This window comes from Brevibacillus soli, from assembly GCF_044759095.2.
Lineage (GTDB): Bacteria > Bacillota > Bacilli > Brevibacillales > Brevibacillaceae > JBIYSM02.
The window spans coordinates 51803-68539 of record NZ_JBIYSM020000022.1 but is presented as its reverse complement, the minus strand read 5'-3'; the positions used below and the strand labels follow the sequence as shown (position 1 = coordinate 68539).

Here is a 16737-nt window from a genome sequence, read left to right as displayed (position 1 = left end):
AGGGACTCGCTCGACTTGCATGTATTAGGCACGCCGCCAGCGTTCGTCCTGAGCCAGGATCAAACTCTCCAATAAAGTTAGAAAGAAATTGATCAAGGTTCAAAAACATGTTTGCTTGGCTATTTAAAACGCTTCGCTGTTCAGTTTTCAAAGAGCATTTCATTTCGTCCAGCCGCTCGAGAGCGACTTTTTCATTATAACACATCGCCATTCACTTTGCAAGAGTTTATTTTTTGCGATTAACCTTGCTCAGCGGCGACAAGAATTAATATAACAAAAAGCACTTAAAAGAGTCAAGAGGTTTTTCAAATTTCTTCTCGATTTTTTCGACCGAACCGAAAACCCCGCAACAGTTTTTAAATTTACTAAAAACCAAACGGCAAGTCAATGGGGAATTTTGAATAGATCTCTTGCGTTTGCTCTACACTATAGTCAGTCAGCTTTTTATGGAAAGGCGGTGGACCGGTGAAGCCGAAATCGACGTACCACGAATATGACAACCAGCAGTACAGCGAGCTTTCTACGGTGGAATCACAGCGAAATGAGATTTTGCAGGAGGAGTTTCCCGAAGGACCGTACGGAGCCCCGACCAACGAAACGCACCTGGGCAAGGCAACCGGCTGGGAACCGGGCCAGCACTCTACAACTACCCGATTTACGTACGAAACACGCAATATGCATCAGGATTTGCCACGTCACGATCCGTCTGCTCATCCGCCTCACGACGAACGCGGAATGGACGAAGAACCTCTCTAAAAAAGAGCAAGCCCCTCCGTCATAAAAAACGGCTGGGGCTTAATCCATGTTTCTCCCTGTTATTCTTCCTTGTTCACACGTGCGGACAGCGTACCAATCCCTTCGATGGTTACAGATACCTCGTCGCCCGGCTGAAGTTCCCCCACTCCGGAAGGCGTTCCCGTCAACACGACGTCTCCTGGAAGCAGGGTCATAACGGCAGTAATTGCCTCAAGAAGCTGCGGAACGGTAAACACCATTTGATTCGTATTGGAATCCTGTCGTATTTCACCGTTTACCCGTGTCACAATTCGCAAGTCGTTGTAATCAAGTTTGGAGGCAATCGCCGGGCCCAATGGACAGAACGTATCAAACCCCTTCGCCCTGGTCCACTGCCCGTCCCTCCACTGCAGATCACGTGCCGTCACATCAATCGCGCAGGTAAAGCCGAGGATGTAATCGTCTGCTTCCTCCGCTTTGATTCGGCGCGCTTCCTTTTTGATGACAACGGCCAGCTCCCCTTCATAATGAAGGTTTTCCGTCAGCTTCGGGTAGACGATCGGCTCTCCAGGACCAATCACCGTTGTGGATGGCTTTAAGAACATCAGCGGTTCCGCGGGCAGCTCTTTGCCAATTTCCTCGGCGTGATCCTTATAGTTTAGCCCGATACAAACGATTTTGCTCGGGGTGCAGGGCGCAAGCAGGCTCACCTCGTCAAGCGGCAGCTCCAAACCGGTCATGATCGGTTTGGCTGATTCCACCTTATAGATGTCTCCCTCAATCACGCGTACCTTGTTTTCCTCTTGCACCATCCAACCGTGCTTTACCTTGCCGTTTCGCTCATAACGAATAATCATCTGTTTTCCCCTCCCTAAAGAGACGCTGTCTATATTAAAACAGATCGGTTACGATTTCACGTGCTTTTGTGGTGATTTCTTCCACTTCCGTACGGTTTACTGCATCGGCAACCAATGCGTCTACGTCCAGATTCTCCTCAAAACGTGCTGCGATGTGCGGCTTCGGACGAGTAACCGGATTTTTGGGAGTAAAAATCGTACAGCAGTCTTCGTAAGGCAAAATGGACAGCTCATACGTATCGATTCTACGAGAGATTTCCGTAATTTCCGTTTTGTCCATGCCGATCAACGGGCGCAGGATCGGGATCGACACCACGCTGTTAATGGTGTTCATGCTCTCCAGTGTCTGGGAAGCGACTTGCCCCAGGCTTTCACCGGTTGCGAGAGCCAACGCACCCGTTTTTTCTGCAATCTGCTGTGAGATGCGCATCATGAAGCGGCGCATGATGGTAATCAGGTAATCTTCCGGACACTTTTCGCGGATGGCGGTCTGAATCTCGGTAAACGGCACGACGTGAAGGCGGACGGTACCGCCCCAGCGCGTCAGTTTGTGTGCGAGATCGCGTACCTTTTCTAGGGAACGTTCGCTGGTGAAGGGGTAGCTGTGAAAGTGTATGGCTTCCAGTGTGACCCCCCGTTTCATCATCATCCAGCCCGCCACCGGACTGTCAATGCCGCCGGAGAGCAAAAGCAGCACCTTGCCGCTAACGCCTACCGGCAGGCCGCCTGGACCCGGGATGGTCTCGCAACTGATAAACGTCCCTTCCACTCGGATTTCAACGTTGACAACTACCTCGGGGGTGTGCACGTCCACTTTGATTTCCGGAAGGTTGCGCAGGATGTGGGTCCCAACGACCCTGCTCATTTCCATGGAGGTCTTCGGAAACCGCTTGTCCGCCCGGCGAGTTTCCACACGGAAGGTTCGCGGCTGCGGTTGAAGCTGCTGGACCAGCTCCAATGCCTTTTGTTTGATTACCTCTTCATCCTGTTCGACTTGAATCGTCGGGCTGAAGGAAGAGATGCCGAAAACGCGCTGCAGCCTTTCCATGACCGCTTGAGCGTCCTCTCCATTCAGTTCCACGTACATCCGGCCGTAGTTCCGGCGTACCTTTACCTTGAAAAAAGAGCGTAATATGCTTTTCACGCTGCGCATCAGCGCTTCTTCGAAAAGATCCCGGTTTTTTCCTTTCAACGCCAATTCGCCGTAACGAATCAGAATGACATCGTAGTTCATGGTTTTCTCCTTTATACGTTCATATAGGGGCGGATTCGCTTGACGCTGTCCGCCAAGGCGGCGAGAAACTGCTTCACTTCGTCAGGCGAGTTCTCCCGTCCGACGCTGATACGAAGTGCCGACAGCGCTCGTTCCCGCTCCATTCCCGTTGCCATCAGCACGCGGCTTGGCTCGTTCGACTTCGTCGAGCAGGCTGACTTGGTGGAGACGAGAAATCCTCTCTTTTCCAAATCGTGCAGCAGCACCTCTGCTTTCATCCCCGGAAAGGAGAGGTTGACGATATGCGGGGCAGCACCTTTTTCCGGAGTATTGATGATACATCCTGGAATCGCCGCCAGCCCTTCCCGCATCTGCCGCGTGAGGGATGACAAATACCCCGCTTCCTTGCCTGCCTGCTCTTCGAGTAAGCGAATCGCTTTAGCCATGCCGGCGATCGCAGGGACGTTCTCCGTACCGGAGCGAATCCCGCCTTCCTGCCCCCCGCCCATGAGCAACGGCTGGATTTTCAGACCTTCCCGCTTGTACAAAATGCCGGCTCCCCGGGGCCCGTAAAATTTGTGGGCCGAGATGCTAAGCAGGTCAATTCCCCACTCTTTCAGTTGAATCGGCACTTTTCCGAAGCTTTGGACAGCGTCCACATGAAAGACGATTTTGGGATACAGCTTGAGAAACCCTCCAATTTCATGGATCGGCTGAATGGTTCCCAGTTCGTTGTTTACGTGCATGACGGAAACGAGGATCGTGTCGGGGCGAATCGCCTTTTTCACATCGTCCGGGGAAACCCGGCCCTCACCGTTCACTGGCAAATAAGTGACGGAAAAGCCCCATTCTTCCAGCTGCCTGCAAACGTCGTACACGGCCGGATGCTCCACCTGAGTGGTGATGATGTGCTTGCCCCTGTTTTGATATTGAAACGCCACGCCTTTAATCGCCGCATTGTTGCTTTCGGTGCCTCCGGATGTAAACACAATTTCCGCCGGCTTGCACTTCAAGTATTGGGCAGCAATGGCGCGCGCCTGTTTCAGAATGCTTTCCGCCTCGACTCCTTTTTGATGAAGGGAAGAGGGATTTCCATAATAGGATTCCATCGCCTTCCTGACGACATCAACCACCTGCGGATGCGGCGGGGTCGTGGCACTGTTGTCAAAGTAAATCACAAACGACACCTTCCTGACGGTTAAAGACTACCTCTCATCATAACACGATTCCTTACTAGTTTCCCCGATTTTTGCACACAATCCACGTTCCCAAGTGAAAATTGCGTTCACAAAACGTTTACAAAAGCAAACGCTTACAACCAACTTCCGCTATTTACAGCGCGAAAATCTCTTGTTAGAATAGTCAGTAAATTTAGATAAAAAGCCCGTGTAAGGAGAGAACCAGGATGACAACGAAAGTGATGCAAGAAAAAATCCGCCTGATCGAAGCGGAACTGAAACAATTGCAGGCAGAACTGGACAAAATGAACAACGCCGAATTTGACCAATGGGATGCAGCAGCCTGTCTGACAGAGGTGTACAACGGGTGACTTTTCACTCATTTTCTTTTGAGTAGCGTGGAATTGGCACGAATGGGGTGCGAAATTCCACGCTTTTTTGTGTCTGCAGGCTTATTGCAAGAACCCTCTTAAGGCTCAAATGGAGCACGATATGGCAGAGGTTGGATGGAAAGGATCAATTTATCCAATGCAAGCATGATGTTCCTCTGTTTACAATATTGTTACTCCATTCAACCATCACGATGTGCACCAAGGGGGGCTTCTATGTTTCAGAAAGCACGATGGAAACGATTGGCACTTCAATCTGTGATCGCCGGCGCGATTTTGCTGCCCGCTACGTTTGTCTCTGCTGAAACCGTCACGGTAAAGGCTGGGGATACGCTGGGCAACATTGCCTACAGCTACGATCGCAGCGTTGAACAATTGAAAATCGCCAATCATTTGCGATCCGACATGATCCTGGCTGGCTCCACGCTTTACATCCCGCCGCAATCCAGCATTTATCAGGTCCAAAGCGGGGACACCCTGTGGAAAATTGCTGACAAGTTCAATACCACGATCAGCAGCCTGAAGGAAATCAACCGTTTGACCAGTGACACTCTCATTGTCGGGGACAAGCTGCTGGTCCCGCAATCCGGTACGGTACATACTGTAGTCAGTGGAGATGTGCTCTGGAAAATCGCCAGCCTGTACAACGTCAGCATTCAATCGATCATGGATGCCAACAAAATGACTTCGACCCATTTGAATATCGGCCAAAAACTGATTATTCCGAATACGAATACTCCTGAACCATTCGAACCGGACAAGCCCTGGGTGGAAATGACGACTTATAGGGTGGTCAAAGGGGACACGCCGTGGTCCGTCTCCCTTGCGCACGGCATCCCAATGGACGAGTTTTTAAAGGTCAACAACCTGAGTTCCTCAACCAATCTGCAGATCGGACAAATCGTAAAAATTCCGATTCATCACATCCCGGTGACAAAGACTCCCGGTAAGCAGTACGGTGAGTACCTGGACTGGTTTGAAGCAGCCCAGTACCTGTTTCCCATCAACGCCGTCGCCAAGGTAACCGATTTTCAAACCGGCCGCAGCTTCATGGTCAAGCGTACCATCGGCGCGTTCCACTCCGACACGGAACCGCTGACCTCTGCCGATACCGCAATCATCAAGGAAATCTGGGGAGGCAGCTACTCCTGGAAAGTCCGCCCTGTGATCGTTGAGGTGAACGGCAGGCGAATCGCCGCTTCCATGTCCTCCATGCCCCATGATATCGAATACATCAGCGGCAATAACTTCACTGGTCACTTCGACATTCATTTCCGCAACAGTCTGCGGCACAAGGACAAGCTTCCGGACACCAGCCACCAGTCGGCGATCAAAATTGCCGCCGGCTTGAGTTGACAAAACTTTGAACCCCGTCAGCCCTAGGCTACGGGGTTTTTTCGTACGGGAGGGGCCCTGTATACACTCCTGAAAAGACCTCCGTCGCAGGGCCTGTCATGTAGACGCGATTGTCACTTTCCCTCCACTCGATGAACAAGTCACCGCCGAGCAGATGAACGGTTACCTCCCGTTCAGTTCTTCCAGTCAGACAAGCGGCAACGGCGGCAGCGCATGCACCGGTTCCGCAGGCGAGAGTCACGCCCGAGCCCCGCTCCCAGACGCGGAACTTCAGCTCGCGGCGATTCAGCACCTGAATAAATTCCACGTTGGTGCGCTCCGGGAACCATTCGTGAAACTCAATCTTCGGCCCGTAGGTGACAACGTCCTCGTCTCGCACCTCGTCTACAAACAAAATCGCGTGGGGGTTGCCCATCGAGACGGCGGTCAGCAAAAACGTTTTTCCGTCAATCGTAAGCGGCTGTTCCACTACATGCTCATCTGCTTTTCCGGTCATGGGAATGGCAGAGCGGGCAAAACGCGGTTCCCCCATATCGATGGTAACCTGCGCCACCTTGCCGTCTTCCCCTACTGTCACGACAGGCGTCACAATACCGCCCAGCGTCTCCACCGTGAACGTCGTCTTCCCGGTCAAGCCGTGATCGTATACGTATTTGCTGACGCAGCGCAGCCCGTTTCCACAGTTCTTGGCTTCGCTGCCGTCGTTGTTAAACACGCGCATGCGAAAATCGGCACGCTCGGAAGGCATGATCAGAATCATACCGTCTCCGCCGATACCAAAGTGGCGATCGCTGACCCGTCTGGACAACTCAGGCAGATCCACTCCTTCAAGCGGCTCCGCAAAGCAGTTCACATAGACATAGTCATTTCCCAACCCATGCATTTTGGTAAACTTCATCACTCAAATCCTCTTTCCGCGTTCCATTTGACCTTATCTTATCACAGAACATGGCGGAATGGTGAAGTGGTATACTACCACTAGCAACCAGCATGATCGGAGGAATTTGACGTGATCGATTTTGCCCGATTTACCTATGCACTCGGTACCACCAATCAAGCCAAACGCTCCGCTGTGGTATTGGCCACCGGGAAGGAGCCGATCTGCCTGTCTGTACCGTCCGGCGTCTCCGACCAGCCGATGACGGAAGCGGAGACGATTGAAGGGGCTGTCAACCGGGCCAAACAAGCGCTTTCCCGTGTACCGGAGGCACAGATTGGCCTGGGTCTGGAAGGCGGACTGACGTTTGATGACGAATACACCGGTCAGTGGTATCTGATTTCCGTTTGCGCCGCCTGGGACGGCAAGCGCCTCTCCCTGGGAAAAGGACTGGCGTTTCCCGTTCCCAACACGGCAGGAGAGCGGATCCGGCAGGAAGGGATCGAACTGCGCACGATTATCGACGAGTGGAGCGGCACGATTGGCAGCAATCACAAGGGGGGTGCCTATGGACTGTTTACGGAAGACCGGATCAAACGAGCCGAAGTCTTTCGAGACGCAGTGATCGCGGCGCTGACACCCTTTGTCTCCCGTTTTTACCAATAGCCGCCCATTGCAGGTGGCTATTTTTGTGAAAATCGCTCCGCCTAACGGGCCCAATTTTCAATTGCAAACATATGTTCCTTGTTTTATAATGAAATTATCGGAAATAATTGGAGGGGAGGCCTGAAGCATAGTAGAATCGAAAAAAAAAAAATGAGCACCCAAGGAGCTGACTCATTGTGACATTGCGATTGACCCCTTATTTAATGATGAACGGAAATGCAAAAGAAGCCATTCAATTTTACGAAAAAGCTTTAGATGCCAAAGTCCTCTTTAACCAAACCTTCGGGGAAATGCCTGAAAACCCCGAATTTCCTTTACCGGCAGAGGCAAAGGAACTCGTGGCTCACGCAATGTTAAAAGTGGGTGAATCCGACCTTATGTTTTCTGATACGTTTCCAGGCCAACCCCATCAAAGCGGAAATCAGGTTACCATCTGTATTTCTACGAAGGACAAGGAAAAATCCAAGCAAATTTATGAAGCCTTGCAGCAAGACGGTCAAGTGAACATGCCGCTGCAAGAAACATTTTTTAGCCCTGCTTACGGTATTGTAACGGACAAGTTCGGTGTAACCTTCCAAATTTACACGGAGGGCAACCATTAAATTGCTTTTATTTTCCTGCACAATAAAAGAAACCTGCCGGCGAGGGCAGGTTTTTCGCTTTTTGCTAGCGGTGGTCCTGAAGCACGTTTTGCGAGCGATCCAGCGATCCGGGCGGCACCAGACGAAGCTCCGCCTTCACACGCAAGACCTGGCGCAGATGCTCGCTTATTTTTTCCAAAAGGTCGTTCTCTGTCGCTTCCGGAACTTCAAGGGAGATTTGCAGAACGTCTTTTTCCCCGTCAGAAAATACGTCCGCCCGGTAGCAGCGTACGTCGGGGTACACTGACAGCACCCGCTCCATTTGCTGGCGGTACACGAACATTCCCCTCACCTTGATCCCGTCACCGACACGCCCCAATACACCGGCCAACCGATCGTCCGACTGTCCGGGGAGCCAGCGAGACAAATCCCCTGTACCAAAGCGAATGAGCGGATACTGGCGGTCAAATACCGTGATCACCATTTCGCCGATCTCCCCTTCTGCCACAGGCTGACCCGTTTCGGGATCGCATACCTGAACCAGAACGTTTTCTTCCAGCTGCAAGCCCGTCTCTTGCTGGTTGCGGTAAGCTAGGCAGCCGGCATCCGCCGTACCGTACGCTTCCCCGAAGCGAATTCTCCGCTCGGCGCACCAATCGGGAAAATCCGGGGGAATCGGTTCCGCTGTGAAAAAGGCTTTGCAAAGAGGAATGTCTTCGCCAACGCGCAAACCCGTCTCTTCTGCACGTTGGATCAGGGCCCGCAAATAGCTGGGAGTGCCGACGTAGCCGGTCACCCGCAAATCGCGTAGCATTCCCACGAGCAGTTCGGTATTGCCCACACCTGCCGGAATCACAGTGGCCTTGAGGCTGCAAAGCGCCTTGTCAAACATGAAACCGGCCGGACTGAGATGGTAGGAAAACGTGTTGAGAACGACGTCCCCCCCGGTAAATCCGGCATGTGCCAATGCTTTGGAAAAACGCCATGGATCGTCTCCCGCCGGTTGAGGATCGTAGATGGGACCCGGAGAGAGGAAAATTCGTTCCGGTTCCCCCGCAAACAGGCCCCCAAACGGGGGATTTGACTGCTGCAACCGCGGCAGATCCGTCTTGTGCAGGACGGGAATTCTCCATAAATCTGATTCGCTCTCAATCCTCTGCGGATCAATCCCGTTTTGCTGGAACCAGTCCCGCCAGCCGGGCGCCGTTTCGTACGCATGCCTGATCAGCTCGGAAATGCGGCTTATTTTCATTACAACCACCGCTTTCTCCGTTTATAGTGCTTCACCTGCCGGAAGCTTTTTCGCTTCCCGTCGCTCATGCCAAGGTAAAATTCCCGAACGTCCTCGTTTGCCTTTAACGATTCCACGTCCCCTTCCAGCACGATCCGGCCGTTTTCCATGATGTAGCCGTAGTCGGCAATGGAGAGGGCCACGTTGGCATTTTGCTCCACCACGAGAATGGTCGTCCCCTGCTCCCGGTTGATCTGCTTGATGATGCCAAAGATCTCCTTGACGAGGAGCGGGGCGAGCCCCAGCGACGGTTCATCCAGCAGCATCAGGCGGGGCCGGGCCATCAACGCCCGACCGATCGCCAGCATCTGCTGTTCTCCTCCGCTAAGGTAGCCTGCTGTCCGAGTCCTCAGCAGCTTCAGCTTGGGAAAGTAGTGGTAGACGCGCTCCATGTCCTCCTTCTGGGCTCTGCGATCCCGACGTGTGTGAGCCCCTGCGATCAGATTTTCTTCGACATTCAGATGTTCAAACACACGCCTGCCTTCCATCACCTGAAAGATTCCGCGCTTGACAATTTCCTCCGGTTCCCTTCCGCTGATGGCTGCGCCTGCGTACTCCAGGGAGCCGTCCGTCACTTCCCCGTTTTCACTTTTGAGCAGACCGGAAATGGCTTTGAGCGTCGTGGTTTTGCCGGCGCCGTTGCTGCCCAGGAGCGCGACGATCTTTCCCTCCGGAACGTGCATCGACATGCCCTTCAGGACGAGAATGACCTTGTCGTACATCACTTCCACGTTGTTCAGCGTGAGCATGGCTTCCCCCCGTCCGGCGCTTAGTAGCCGATGTAATCTGTAATGATTTCAAATTTGCCGTTCTTTACTTCACCGAGGCGGACCTTGGTGGTGCCGCGGTGGTTGTCGGCAGAGAAGGAAACCGGTGATGCAATGCCGCCGAACTCCAGGTTGGAAATTTTTTCGATACCGGCCTTGATGCCTTCACCGGTCAAGTTGTCACCTGCGTTTTTGATTCCTTCCACCATAATTTTGGCTGCCACCCATCCTTGGACGAACTTCTGGTTAATGTCAGACAGCTTTTTCCCTTTGGAGGCCAGGTGCTCTTCAATCTCCTTCAAACCCGGCAGATTTTCGTACGGGAAGGCATGCGTAATCACGCCGATAAAGCCTTCCGCCGCATCGCCAGCCAGTTTGATAACCCCTTCACCCGCCGCCCAGTTCAAACCGATAAATTGGGTGGTGAGGCCCAGCTTTTTCGCATCCTTCAAAATGGTGGCAGTAGCCCCCCACGTCTCCTGAATGATGGCGAAGTCAGGGCTTTTCTTCTGCATGTTCAAGAGCTGAGGTGTCGCATCCAGCGCTTTCAGGTCGACGATTTGTTCATCCACCACGTCGACGCCCACGGAGGCGGCGTATGCTTTTGCGTCTTCGACAGGCGACTTGCCGAACGGCGTATCGTTGTAGATCAGCGCCAGCTTCGGATTGCCGCTGCCCTTCCAGTTGTCCTTGATCCACTTGATGGCCACTTTCGCCTGATCGGAGTAGGTAGCAGCCGTCATGAAGTTGTACGGATGCTGGGCAACTTTGGTCAGGGCTTCCGAGTAGGAGGCAGAGATGAACGGCACTTTGTCTTTGGCGATCAGTTCTTTCATTGCTTCCGTATCCCCCGTCCCCCAGCCGAGAATGGCGGATACTTTGTCCTGCTTGATGAATTTCTGGTAAATTTTCACGGCTTCCGGCACTTTGTACGCGTAGTCCACACCAATCAGCTCAACTTTGGCGCCATTGATGCCGCCTTTGCTGTTGAGGTACTCGACATAGGCGACTTCCCCTTCCGCGTACGGTTTGCCGACATCACCCGTTCCTCCCGTCTCGTCAAACAGCCCGCCGATCTTGATCGGTTCCTTGGCAGCAGGTGCGGCAGGTGCTGCCGGCGCACTGGTGTTTCCTGTCGAAGCAGGAGCGCTCGACGGTTGACTGCCGCCGCCGCAGCCGGCGACCAGCAGTGCGGATAGAAAGGCAGCAGACACGACATTGACCCAATTTTTCATCTTGAGTTCCCCCTTGGTTTTTTTCTTTAATAGGAAAATGGCCACAGTTTGCAGCTGTCTTTAAAATTGCGCCACATCTTGGCCAGGCCCTCCGGTTCATAGACGAGAAAAGCGATGATGATACCGCCGAAGATGATCTGCCGCATGGCACCGAAATATTCAGTCACATGCGGCATCGTCACGGACAAGAGATCGATCAGCTCCCGCAGGAAGACGGGCAGCAGCGTAAGAAAAATCGCACCGAAAATGGAACCGACGACACTGCCAAGCCCGCCGATCAGAATCATCGCCAGATATTCGATGGACACTCCGATATCAAAATGCTCCGGTGAGATCACCAGCGTATAGTGACCCATCAACGCTCCCGCGATCCCGATGAAAAAGGAACTGATGGCAAAGGCCAGCACTTTGTAGCGGAACAGATTGATGCCCATGACCTCTGCCGCCAAATCGCGGTCTCGCACGGCGACAAACGCCCGGCCGGTCCGCGAACGGAACAGGTTGGATGAAAAGATAAACGTGAAGACGAGAACCGCCAGCGTGAGATAGTAATAGCTCATCTCGGAATCAAAGGAGAAGCTTCCTATCGTCGGCCGTGACAAAATCATCCCTGCGGTCCCGCCGGTGAGTGCGTTCCAGTGGTTCATGGCGTACAAAATGATCACCTGCGCAGCCAAGGTGGCCATAGCCAAATACAACCCCTTGAGTCGCAGGGAAGGAATGCCGAACAACGCTCCCACCATCGCCGTGACGATTCCCGCCAGCGGCAGCGAGACCCAGAAGCTGAGTCCCAGCGCGGTTGTCAAAATGGCTGACGTGTAGCCGCCGACGCCGAGAAAGGCGCCAACCCCGATGGAGATCTGCCCCGTAAAACCGGTCAGGATATTTAACCCGATGGCGCCGATGGAAGCGATTGCGCACAAAACGGCCAGACTGGTGACGTACTCGGATGCGAACCAGGGCAGGAGGATGAACAGGGCGAGCACCGCATACACCCGGTAGCGGATGCGCGGAACCTTGTACAGCGCCATATCTTCCCGATAACTGGTGCGAAACTCTCCACATTCGCTTACAAACGGACTTCTCATTGTGCTCACACCCTTTCAATCTCGCGCTTGCCGAACAGGCCGTATGGCTTGAACATCAGGATCAGCACAAGCACGACAAACGGCAGTACTTCTTTGACTCCTCCACCCAGTATGGGATCGAGGTACCCCCCGGCCAAACTCTCCAGAATCCCGATGATAAATCCTCCGACGATCGCACCTGGAATGCTGTCCAATCCGCCAAGGAGCGCTACCGGCAGTACTTTCAGGCCGATGAGCGCGAGCGAGGAGTTCACCCCGTTGATGTTTCCGAGCAGCACTCCACCGACAGACGAGACAATGGCGGAAATGGCCCACGTGACGGCAAAAATCACCTTTACGCTGATCCCCATGGATAGAGCTGCCTGCTGGTCATCGGCTGTCGCCCGCATGGCAATCCCCAGCTTGGAAAACTTGAAAAACAGCGTAAACAGGGCGAGCAGAATCAAGACGGTAACCAGCGACCAGACGTATACCTGCGAGATGACCACACCGCCGCCGAGTTGAAGCGGCTGGTCCGGAAAAATCGGCGGAAACACCCGTGTATCCGTGCCCCAGAACAGATGAACGACGCCCGCCATTACGCTGGAAAGACCGATCGTCGCCATGATCATGGAAATGACCGGTTCTCCGATGAACGGGCGCAGGACGACACGCTCCACCGCCCAGCCGAGCACCGCGCTGAAAGCCAAAGTCAACAGCAGGGCGGCCAAAAACGGCACCTGGTAGCTGGTGATCAACGTCAAGCAAACGTACGTCCCCACAAGCACAAATTCTCCCTGTGCAAAGTTGATAGCGTCGCTTGACTTGTAAATCAGAACAAACCCCAATGCGATCAGCGCGTAGATGCTTCCCACGGCAAATCCGATGACAAGCAGCTGCCAGAAAATGTCCATTACGCCACCTCTCCGTCCGTCGAACGTTGTGCATCCACATCTACCACAGTCAACTGGGTGCGGATTGTGGTCTCTTTTCCGTCCCGATAGCGGATCGTCCCCTCTACAGGAAGGTCGTTCTTATCGCCGTACAAACCGTTGATGACTGCTTCGTACTTCTTGGCGACGAAGCCGCGCCGCACTTTTTTCGTCCGCGTGAGCTCTTCGTCATCCGCATCCAGTTCCTTGTAGAGCAGAACAAACCGTTTCACTTTTGCCTTTTCGGGCATTTCTCCGTTGATGCGTTCCACTTCCCGGCGAATCAGCCCCAGCACCTCATGCTTTTGCGACAAGTCGGTATACGTGGTGTAGGCAATCTGATTCACTTCGGCCCAGCGCCCCACATTGGCCATATCGATGTTGAGAATCGCAGCCACGTACGGGCGGTCCGTCCCAACCGCCACCGCTTCCTTTATATAAGGGCTGAACTTCAGCTTGTTCTCAATGAACTGCGGGGAAAACATCTCCCCGGAGTCCAAGCGGATGACGTCCTTCAAGCGATCGATCACAATCAGTTGACCGTCCTTGTCCATGTAGCCGGCATCGCCTGTTCGCAGCCAGCCATCCGTCAAGGTCTCCACTGTAGCCTGTTCATTTTTGTAGTAACCGGTGAATACGCTGGGACTCTTGATCAGAATTTCTCCTTTGTCTGAAATCTTTGCTTCGGTGCCGGGAATCGGTTCACCAACGGTGTCGAATTTGATGTTTCCGTCCCGATGCACCACAGCGATCCCGGACACCTCGGTCTGTCCGTAAATCTGTTTCAGATTGACTCCCAGACTGTGAAAGAACTTCGTGACGTCAGGTCCCAGCGCCGCTCCGCCTGTATAGGCGCGCTTGATGCGCAGCAGTCCCAAGTGGTCCTTGATGGCGGAAAAGACCAGATAGTCTCCGAGCCTGTACATGAGCCGCTGCCACGCCGTCAACCGTCCGCCCGAAATGGAGGCATCCGCCTTGGCTTCGCCATAGGGGCGGAACCACTCGTACACGGATCGCTTTAACCAGCCCGCATCCTGCAGCTTCACCTGTACGCGTGACACCATATCTTCCCAGATCCGCGGCGGAGAAAACATCACATGCGGCCCGATTTCCCGCATATCTGCCTGAACGGTGGAAGTTTCCTCCGGAAAGTTGATGGTAAAGCCAATCAAAAACGCACCGGAGATGCTCATCATCTGCTCGCCGATCCAGGCCAGCGGCAAGAAGGACACATATTCGTCCGAAGCCTTCAGCGGATCGATAGAAAAGAGACTTTCCGCCATGTGCAACAGGTTTCGATGAGTCAGCATGGCCCCTTTTGGCGCGCCGGTTGTGCCGGAGGTGTAGCAGAGAATGGCGACATCATCCGCTTCTCCCTGACCGACTTCCCTCTCCCAGTCGTCAGTCGCCCAGAGCGGACTTTGCCTGCCCAATTGCTGTATGTCGCAAAATTCGGTGAGCAGCGGATGGGAATAGCTGCGCATTCCTTTCTTGTCGTAATACAGAATTTTCTGAACACCGGGAATCTCCGCCTCAATCTCCAACAGTTTGTCCACCTGTTCCTGATCCTCGACCACTACGATCTTGGCATCGCAGTGATTGAGGACGTAGGCGATCTCTTTTGGCAGCGAGTCCTGATACAACCCGACGGAAACTCCGCCGATTGCCTGTGCCGCTACTTCCGCCATAATCCATTCAGGCCGGTTGTCACCGATGATGGCCAGCTTGTCGCCGCGCTGGAATCCCAGCTCCTTCAGTCCGATTGACAACGCTTTCACTTCATCCGACAGCTGTTTCCAGGTCAGCTCCTGCCAGATCCCGAAATCCTTCTCCCGCATGGCCGTCTTGTTCGGCAGTTCTGCCGCCTTTGCCAGCAAGCTTTGTGGGATCGTCTCCTGTCTCATGCGCTCCTCCCCTCCTCAGCACCATCCTCACCCAGATAAGCCTGGATCACCTGCGGGTTGGCCTGCACTTCTTCCGGCGTGCCAAAGGCGATGCACCGTCCGAAATCCAATACCGCGATGTGCTGTGAAAGTTCCATTACAACTCCCATGTCGTGCTCAATCAGAATAATGGTTGTCCCACGCTCTTCGTGGATGTCCAGGATAAAGCGGGCCATATCTTCTTTTTCTTCGCTGTTCATGCCTGCCATCGGTTCATCCAATAGGAGCAGTTCAGGCGACAGAGCCAGCGCTCGCCCGACTTCCACTCGTTTTTGAAGACCGTACGACAAAGTTCCCACCGGTTTGTGTCGAATGGCCTCAATCTCAAGAAAATCGATGATTTCCTCGACGACACGGCGATGCTCCATTTCTTCCCGCTGCGCCTTTCCCCAGTAAAAACCGCAGGACAAAAGCCCGGACTTCATCCGGACGTGCCGACCCAGCATCAGGTTGTCCAAAACGGTCATATGTTTAAACAGCTCGATGTTTTGAAACGCCCGAGCGATGCCTTTTTCCGCTCGTTTATACGGCGCAAGCGAGAGGATTTCCTCGCCTTGAAAGCGGATGCTGCCTGACGTCGGCTTGTACAACCCGCTTATGCAGTTGAGCATACTGGTTTTGCCTGCTCCATTGGGACCAATCAGGGCAAATATCTCTCCTTTTTCCACATGGAAGCTTACCTCCGAGAGGGCCGCCACCCCGCCAAAGCGAAGCGACAGCCGATCGACTTCCAACAATGCCATCTCTTCACCCCCTCCTTCTGTCGATGTATATGAATGAAATAAACAATGTATTCGTCGCTTGTACGACTACATCCTGTCTGTAATTTTGAAAAATTTTTATATTCAAAATTCTACAAAAAATTCATGGATTAAAAAAGCTTCTGTCGAAGTCCCATCCGGCATGAGCTAACGCTGGTGTCGGCTGGGGCCCCGAACCCTTTCCTTGTGGCTGTATTCGATGTCCCAATGTTATACGCTTATATACTGAAAAAACCTCTCCGCAAAAGGGAGAGGTTTTGGACTGGGCGCATTAACGGGCGACGTAGTACGGGTAGATGACCAGTGCCCCGAGGATGGCCACTGCGCCTACGATCATCGCCCACGCACCCAGAGTGCGGGCGTTTCGACGATAGGCCAGATAACCCATGACCATTCCAATTGGGGCGACGAGATAGGGAAGCAGGAACAGAGACAAAATGGATAATCCCAGTCCTACCATGCCAATACCGCCCGAGGCATTGTCCTCGTTTGCTTCCGTTACAGGCGAACGGGGTTCGCGACGGGTCGGTTCAGCAATCTCCGCAGCGGTTTCCACATCATCACCGAGAATGGAACGGACGGGCCGTCGATCCACTCCCTCGCCGGCGTCCTCAGTCTCTTGGCGGTACGGCAGATCCGTTTCGTTGGCAAGTCCACGGTCTCCCTCGTACCTTTCCGTATACGTGTGCGGGTCGTACTTGAGGTTTCCTCTTGGTCTCGAGGCCTCGGGATTAAAGACGGCCCCCATCCACGTATCGGCAGCAAACTCCGTATCGGTATTGTCCGCGTCTCGCTTCTCGGCGCGATCATCGACAACACCGTTGTTTTCTTCCTTCCGCTCAGCATTCATACGTTCGTTTCGATCGTACGCCATGTTGTGCTCAGTCCC

At 53.5% G+C, this 16737-nt stretch carries 17 protein-coding genes and 1 rRNA gene; 5 read left to right on the top strand and 13 right to left on the bottom strand.

Annotation, left to right across the window (positions count from 1 at the left end; translation table 11 throughout):
* A 16S ribosomal RNA gene (locus tag ACE99V_RS11065) occupies nt 1-75 on the bottom strand; the annotation flags it as partial.
* A 390-nt stretch (nt 76-465) separates the two neighbouring features.
* On the opposite strand from ACE99V_RS11065, the gene ACE99V_RS11060 reads away from it, so the two are divergent.
* Nucleotides 466-756 (top strand): hypothetical protein, encoded by a 291-nt coding sequence (locus tag ACE99V_RS11060; protein WP_400491141.1) that lies wholly within the window; start codon nt 466-468, stop codon nt 754-756.
* Nucleotides 757-815: 59 nt separating this feature from the next.
* Here ACE99V_RS11060 and ACE99V_RS11055 read toward each other — a convergent pair whose 3' ends face one another.
* The 3 genes from ACE99V_RS11055 to ACE99V_RS11045 are packed head-to-tail and all read right to left on the bottom strand — an operon-like array spanning nt 816 to nt 3983.
* Nucleotides 816-1592 carry a fumarylacetoacetate hydrolase family protein gene (locus tag ACE99V_RS11055; protein WP_400491140.1) on the bottom strand — a complete coding sequence of 259 codons (777 nt, stop codon included), beginning with the start codon at nt 1590-1592 and terminating at the stop codon, nt 816-818.
* A gap of 34 nt (nt 1593-1626) precedes the next feature.
* Nucleotides 1627-2826: a tRNA uracil 4-sulfurtransferase ThiI gene (gene thiI / locus ACE99V_RS11050; RefSeq protein WP_400491139.1), complete on the bottom strand. Its 1200-nt coding sequence runs from the start codon at nt 2824-2826 to the stop codon at nt 1627-1629.
* Nucleotides 2827-2837: 11 nt separating this feature from the next.
* Nucleotides 2838-3983, bottom strand: a complete 1146-nt coding sequence (locus ACE99V_RS11045; protein WP_400491138.1) for a cysteine desulfurase family protein — start codon at nt 3981-3983, stop codon at nt 2838-2840.
* A gap of 227 nt (nt 3984-4210) precedes the next feature.
* Here ACE99V_RS11045 and ACE99V_RS11040 point away from each other — a divergent pair, with 227 nt between their 5' ends.
* Together ACE99V_RS11040 and ACE99V_RS11035 are read left to right on the top strand one after the other, a co-directional pair.
* The gene (locus tag ACE99V_RS11040; RefSeq protein WP_400491137.1) at nt 4211-4354 is read left to right on the top strand and encodes a hypothetical protein; all 144 of its coding nucleotides are present in this window, start codon (nt 4211-4213) and stop codon (nt 4352-4354) included.
* Between the two features lie 234 nt (nt 4355-4588).
* Nucleotides 4589-5728: a LysM peptidoglycan-binding domain-containing protein gene (locus ACE99V_RS11035; RefSeq protein ID WP_400491136.1), complete on the top strand. Its 1140-nt coding sequence runs from the start codon at nt 4589-4591 to the stop codon at nt 5726-5728.
* Nucleotides 5729-5756: 28 nt separating this feature from the next.
* Here ACE99V_RS11035 and dapF read toward each other — a convergent pair whose 3' ends face one another.
* Nucleotides 5757-6626: a diaminopimelate epimerase gene (dapF, locus tag ACE99V_RS11030; RefSeq protein ID WP_400491135.1), complete on the bottom strand. Its 870-nt coding sequence runs from the start codon at nt 6624-6626 to the stop codon at nt 5757-5759.
* Nucleotides 6627-6737: 111 nt separating this feature from the next.
* Between dapF and ACE99V_RS11025 the strand changes: the two genes are divergently transcribed.
* Together ACE99V_RS11025 and ACE99V_RS11020 are read left to right on the top strand one after the other, a co-directional pair.
* Nucleotides 6738-7271, top strand: coding sequence for a DUF84 family protein (locus tag ACE99V_RS11025; RefSeq protein ID WP_400491134.1), 534 nt, complete (start codon nt 6738-6740; stop codon nt 7269-7271).
* 176 nt (nt 7272-7447) lie between these two features.
* A complete protein-coding gene (locus ACE99V_RS11020; RefSeq protein ID WP_400491133.1) occupies nt 7448-7873 on the top strand; it encodes a VOC family protein in 426 nt (141 codons plus the stop codon).
* A 64-nt stretch (nt 7874-7937) separates the two neighbouring features.
* Here the strand turns inward: ACE99V_RS11020 and ACE99V_RS11015 are convergent, their stop codons facing one another.
* The 8 genes from ACE99V_RS11015 to ACE99V_RS10980 form a co-directional block, all read right to left on the bottom strand.
* Complete coding sequence (locus tag ACE99V_RS11015) at nt 7938-9104, bottom strand: phenylacetate--CoA ligase family protein (protein WP_400491132.1); 1167 nt, start codon at nt 9102-9104, stop codon at nt 7938-7940.
* Nucleotides 9104-9892 (bottom strand): ABC transporter ATP-binding protein, encoded by a 789-nt coding sequence (locus ACE99V_RS11010; RefSeq protein WP_400491131.1) that lies wholly within the window; start codon nt 9890-9892, stop codon nt 9104-9106. The genes ACE99V_RS11015 and ACE99V_RS11010 overlap by 1 nt, the downstream gene beginning before the upstream one ends.
* Nucleotides 9893-9912: 20 nt before the next feature.
* Complete coding sequence (locus ACE99V_RS11005) at nt 9913-11145, bottom strand: ABC transporter substrate-binding protein (RefSeq protein ID WP_400491130.1); 1233 nt, start codon at nt 11143-11145, stop codon at nt 9913-9915.
* Nucleotides 11146-11171: 26 nt separating this feature from the next.
* Nucleotides 11172-12233, bottom strand: coding sequence for a branched-chain amino acid ABC transporter permease (locus tag ACE99V_RS11000; RefSeq protein ID WP_400491129.1), 1062 nt, complete (start codon nt 12231-12233; stop codon nt 11172-11174).
* A 5-nt stretch (nt 12234-12238) separates the two neighbouring features.
* On the bottom strand, nt 12239-13126 hold the full coding sequence (locus ACE99V_RS10995) for a branched-chain amino acid ABC transporter permease (RefSeq protein ID WP_400491128.1): 888 nt from the start codon (nt 13124-13126) through the stop codon (nt 12239-12241).
* On the bottom strand, nt 13126-15048 hold the full coding sequence (locus ACE99V_RS10990; protein WP_400491127.1) for an AMP-binding protein: 1923 nt from the start codon (nt 15046-15048) through the stop codon (nt 13126-13128). Before ACE99V_RS10990 ends, ACE99V_RS10995 begins: the two co-directional genes overlap by 1 nt.
* Nucleotides 15045-15830 (bottom strand): ABC transporter ATP-binding protein, encoded by a 786-nt coding sequence (locus ACE99V_RS10985; protein ID WP_400491126.1) that lies wholly within the window; start codon nt 15828-15830, stop codon nt 15045-15047. Before ACE99V_RS10985 ends, ACE99V_RS10990 begins: the two co-directional genes overlap by 4 nt.
* A 289-nt stretch (nt 15831-16119) precedes the next feature.
* Nucleotides 16120-16722 carry a DUF456 domain-containing protein gene (locus tag ACE99V_RS10980; protein ID WP_400491125.1) on the bottom strand — a complete coding sequence of 201 codons (603 nt, stop codon included), beginning with the start codon at nt 16720-16722 and terminating at the stop codon, nt 16120-16122.
* Nucleotides 16723-16737: the final 15 nt, after the last annotated feature.

Excerpts from the sequence above, each read along its gene's own strand:
- ACE99V_RS11055 (WP_400491140.1), bottom strand. The coding sequence starts at position 1,592 with ATGATTATTCGTTATGAGCGAAACGGCAAGGTAAAGCACGGTTGGATG.
- thiI (WP_400491139.1), bottom strand. The coding sequence starts at position 2,826 with ATGAACTACGATGTCATTCTGATTCGTTACGGCGAATTGGCGTTGAAA.
- ACE99V_RS11040 (WP_400491137.1), top strand. The coding sequence starts at position 4,211 with ATGACAACGAAAGTGATGCAAGAAAAAATCCGCCTGATCGAAGCGGAA.
- ACE99V_RS11035 (WP_400491136.1), top strand. The coding sequence starts at position 4,589 with ATGTTTCAGAAAGCACGATGGAAACGATTGGCACTTCAATCTGTGATC.
- dapF (WP_400491135.1), bottom strand. The coding sequence starts at position 6,626 with ATGAAGTTTACCAAAATGCATGGGTTGGGAAATGACTATGTCTATGTG.
- ACE99V_RS11015 (WP_400491132.1), bottom strand. The coding sequence starts at position 9,104 with ATGAAAATAAGCCGCATTTCCGAGCTGATCAGGCATGCGTACGAAACG.
- ACE99V_RS11010 (WP_400491131.1), bottom strand. The coding sequence starts at position 9,892 with ATGCTCACGCTGAACAACGTGGAAGTGATGTACGACAAGGTCATTCTC.
- ACE99V_RS11005 (WP_400491130.1), bottom strand. The coding sequence starts at position 11,145 with ATGAAAAATTGGGTCAATGTCGTGTCTGCTGCCTTTCTATCCGCACTG.
- ACE99V_RS11000 (WP_400491129.1), bottom strand. The coding sequence starts at position 12,233 with ATGAGAAGTCCGTTTGTAAGCGAATGTGGAGAGTTTCGCACCAGTTAT.
- ACE99V_RS10995 (WP_400491128.1), bottom strand. The coding sequence starts at position 13,126 with ATGGACATTTTCTGGCAGCTGCTTGTCATCGGATTTGCCGTGGGAAGC.
- ACE99V_RS10990 (WP_400491127.1), bottom strand. The coding sequence starts at position 15,048 with ATGAGACAGGAGACGATCCCACAAAGCTTGCTGGCAAAGGCGGCAGAA.
- ACE99V_RS10985 (WP_400491126.1), bottom strand. The coding sequence starts at position 15,830 with ATGGCATTGTTGGAAGTCGATCGGCTGTCGCTTCGCTTTGGCGGGGTG.
- ACE99V_RS10980 (WP_400491125.1), bottom strand. The coding sequence starts at position 16,722 with ATGGCGTACGATCGAAACGAACGTATGAATGCTGAGCGGAAGGAAGAA.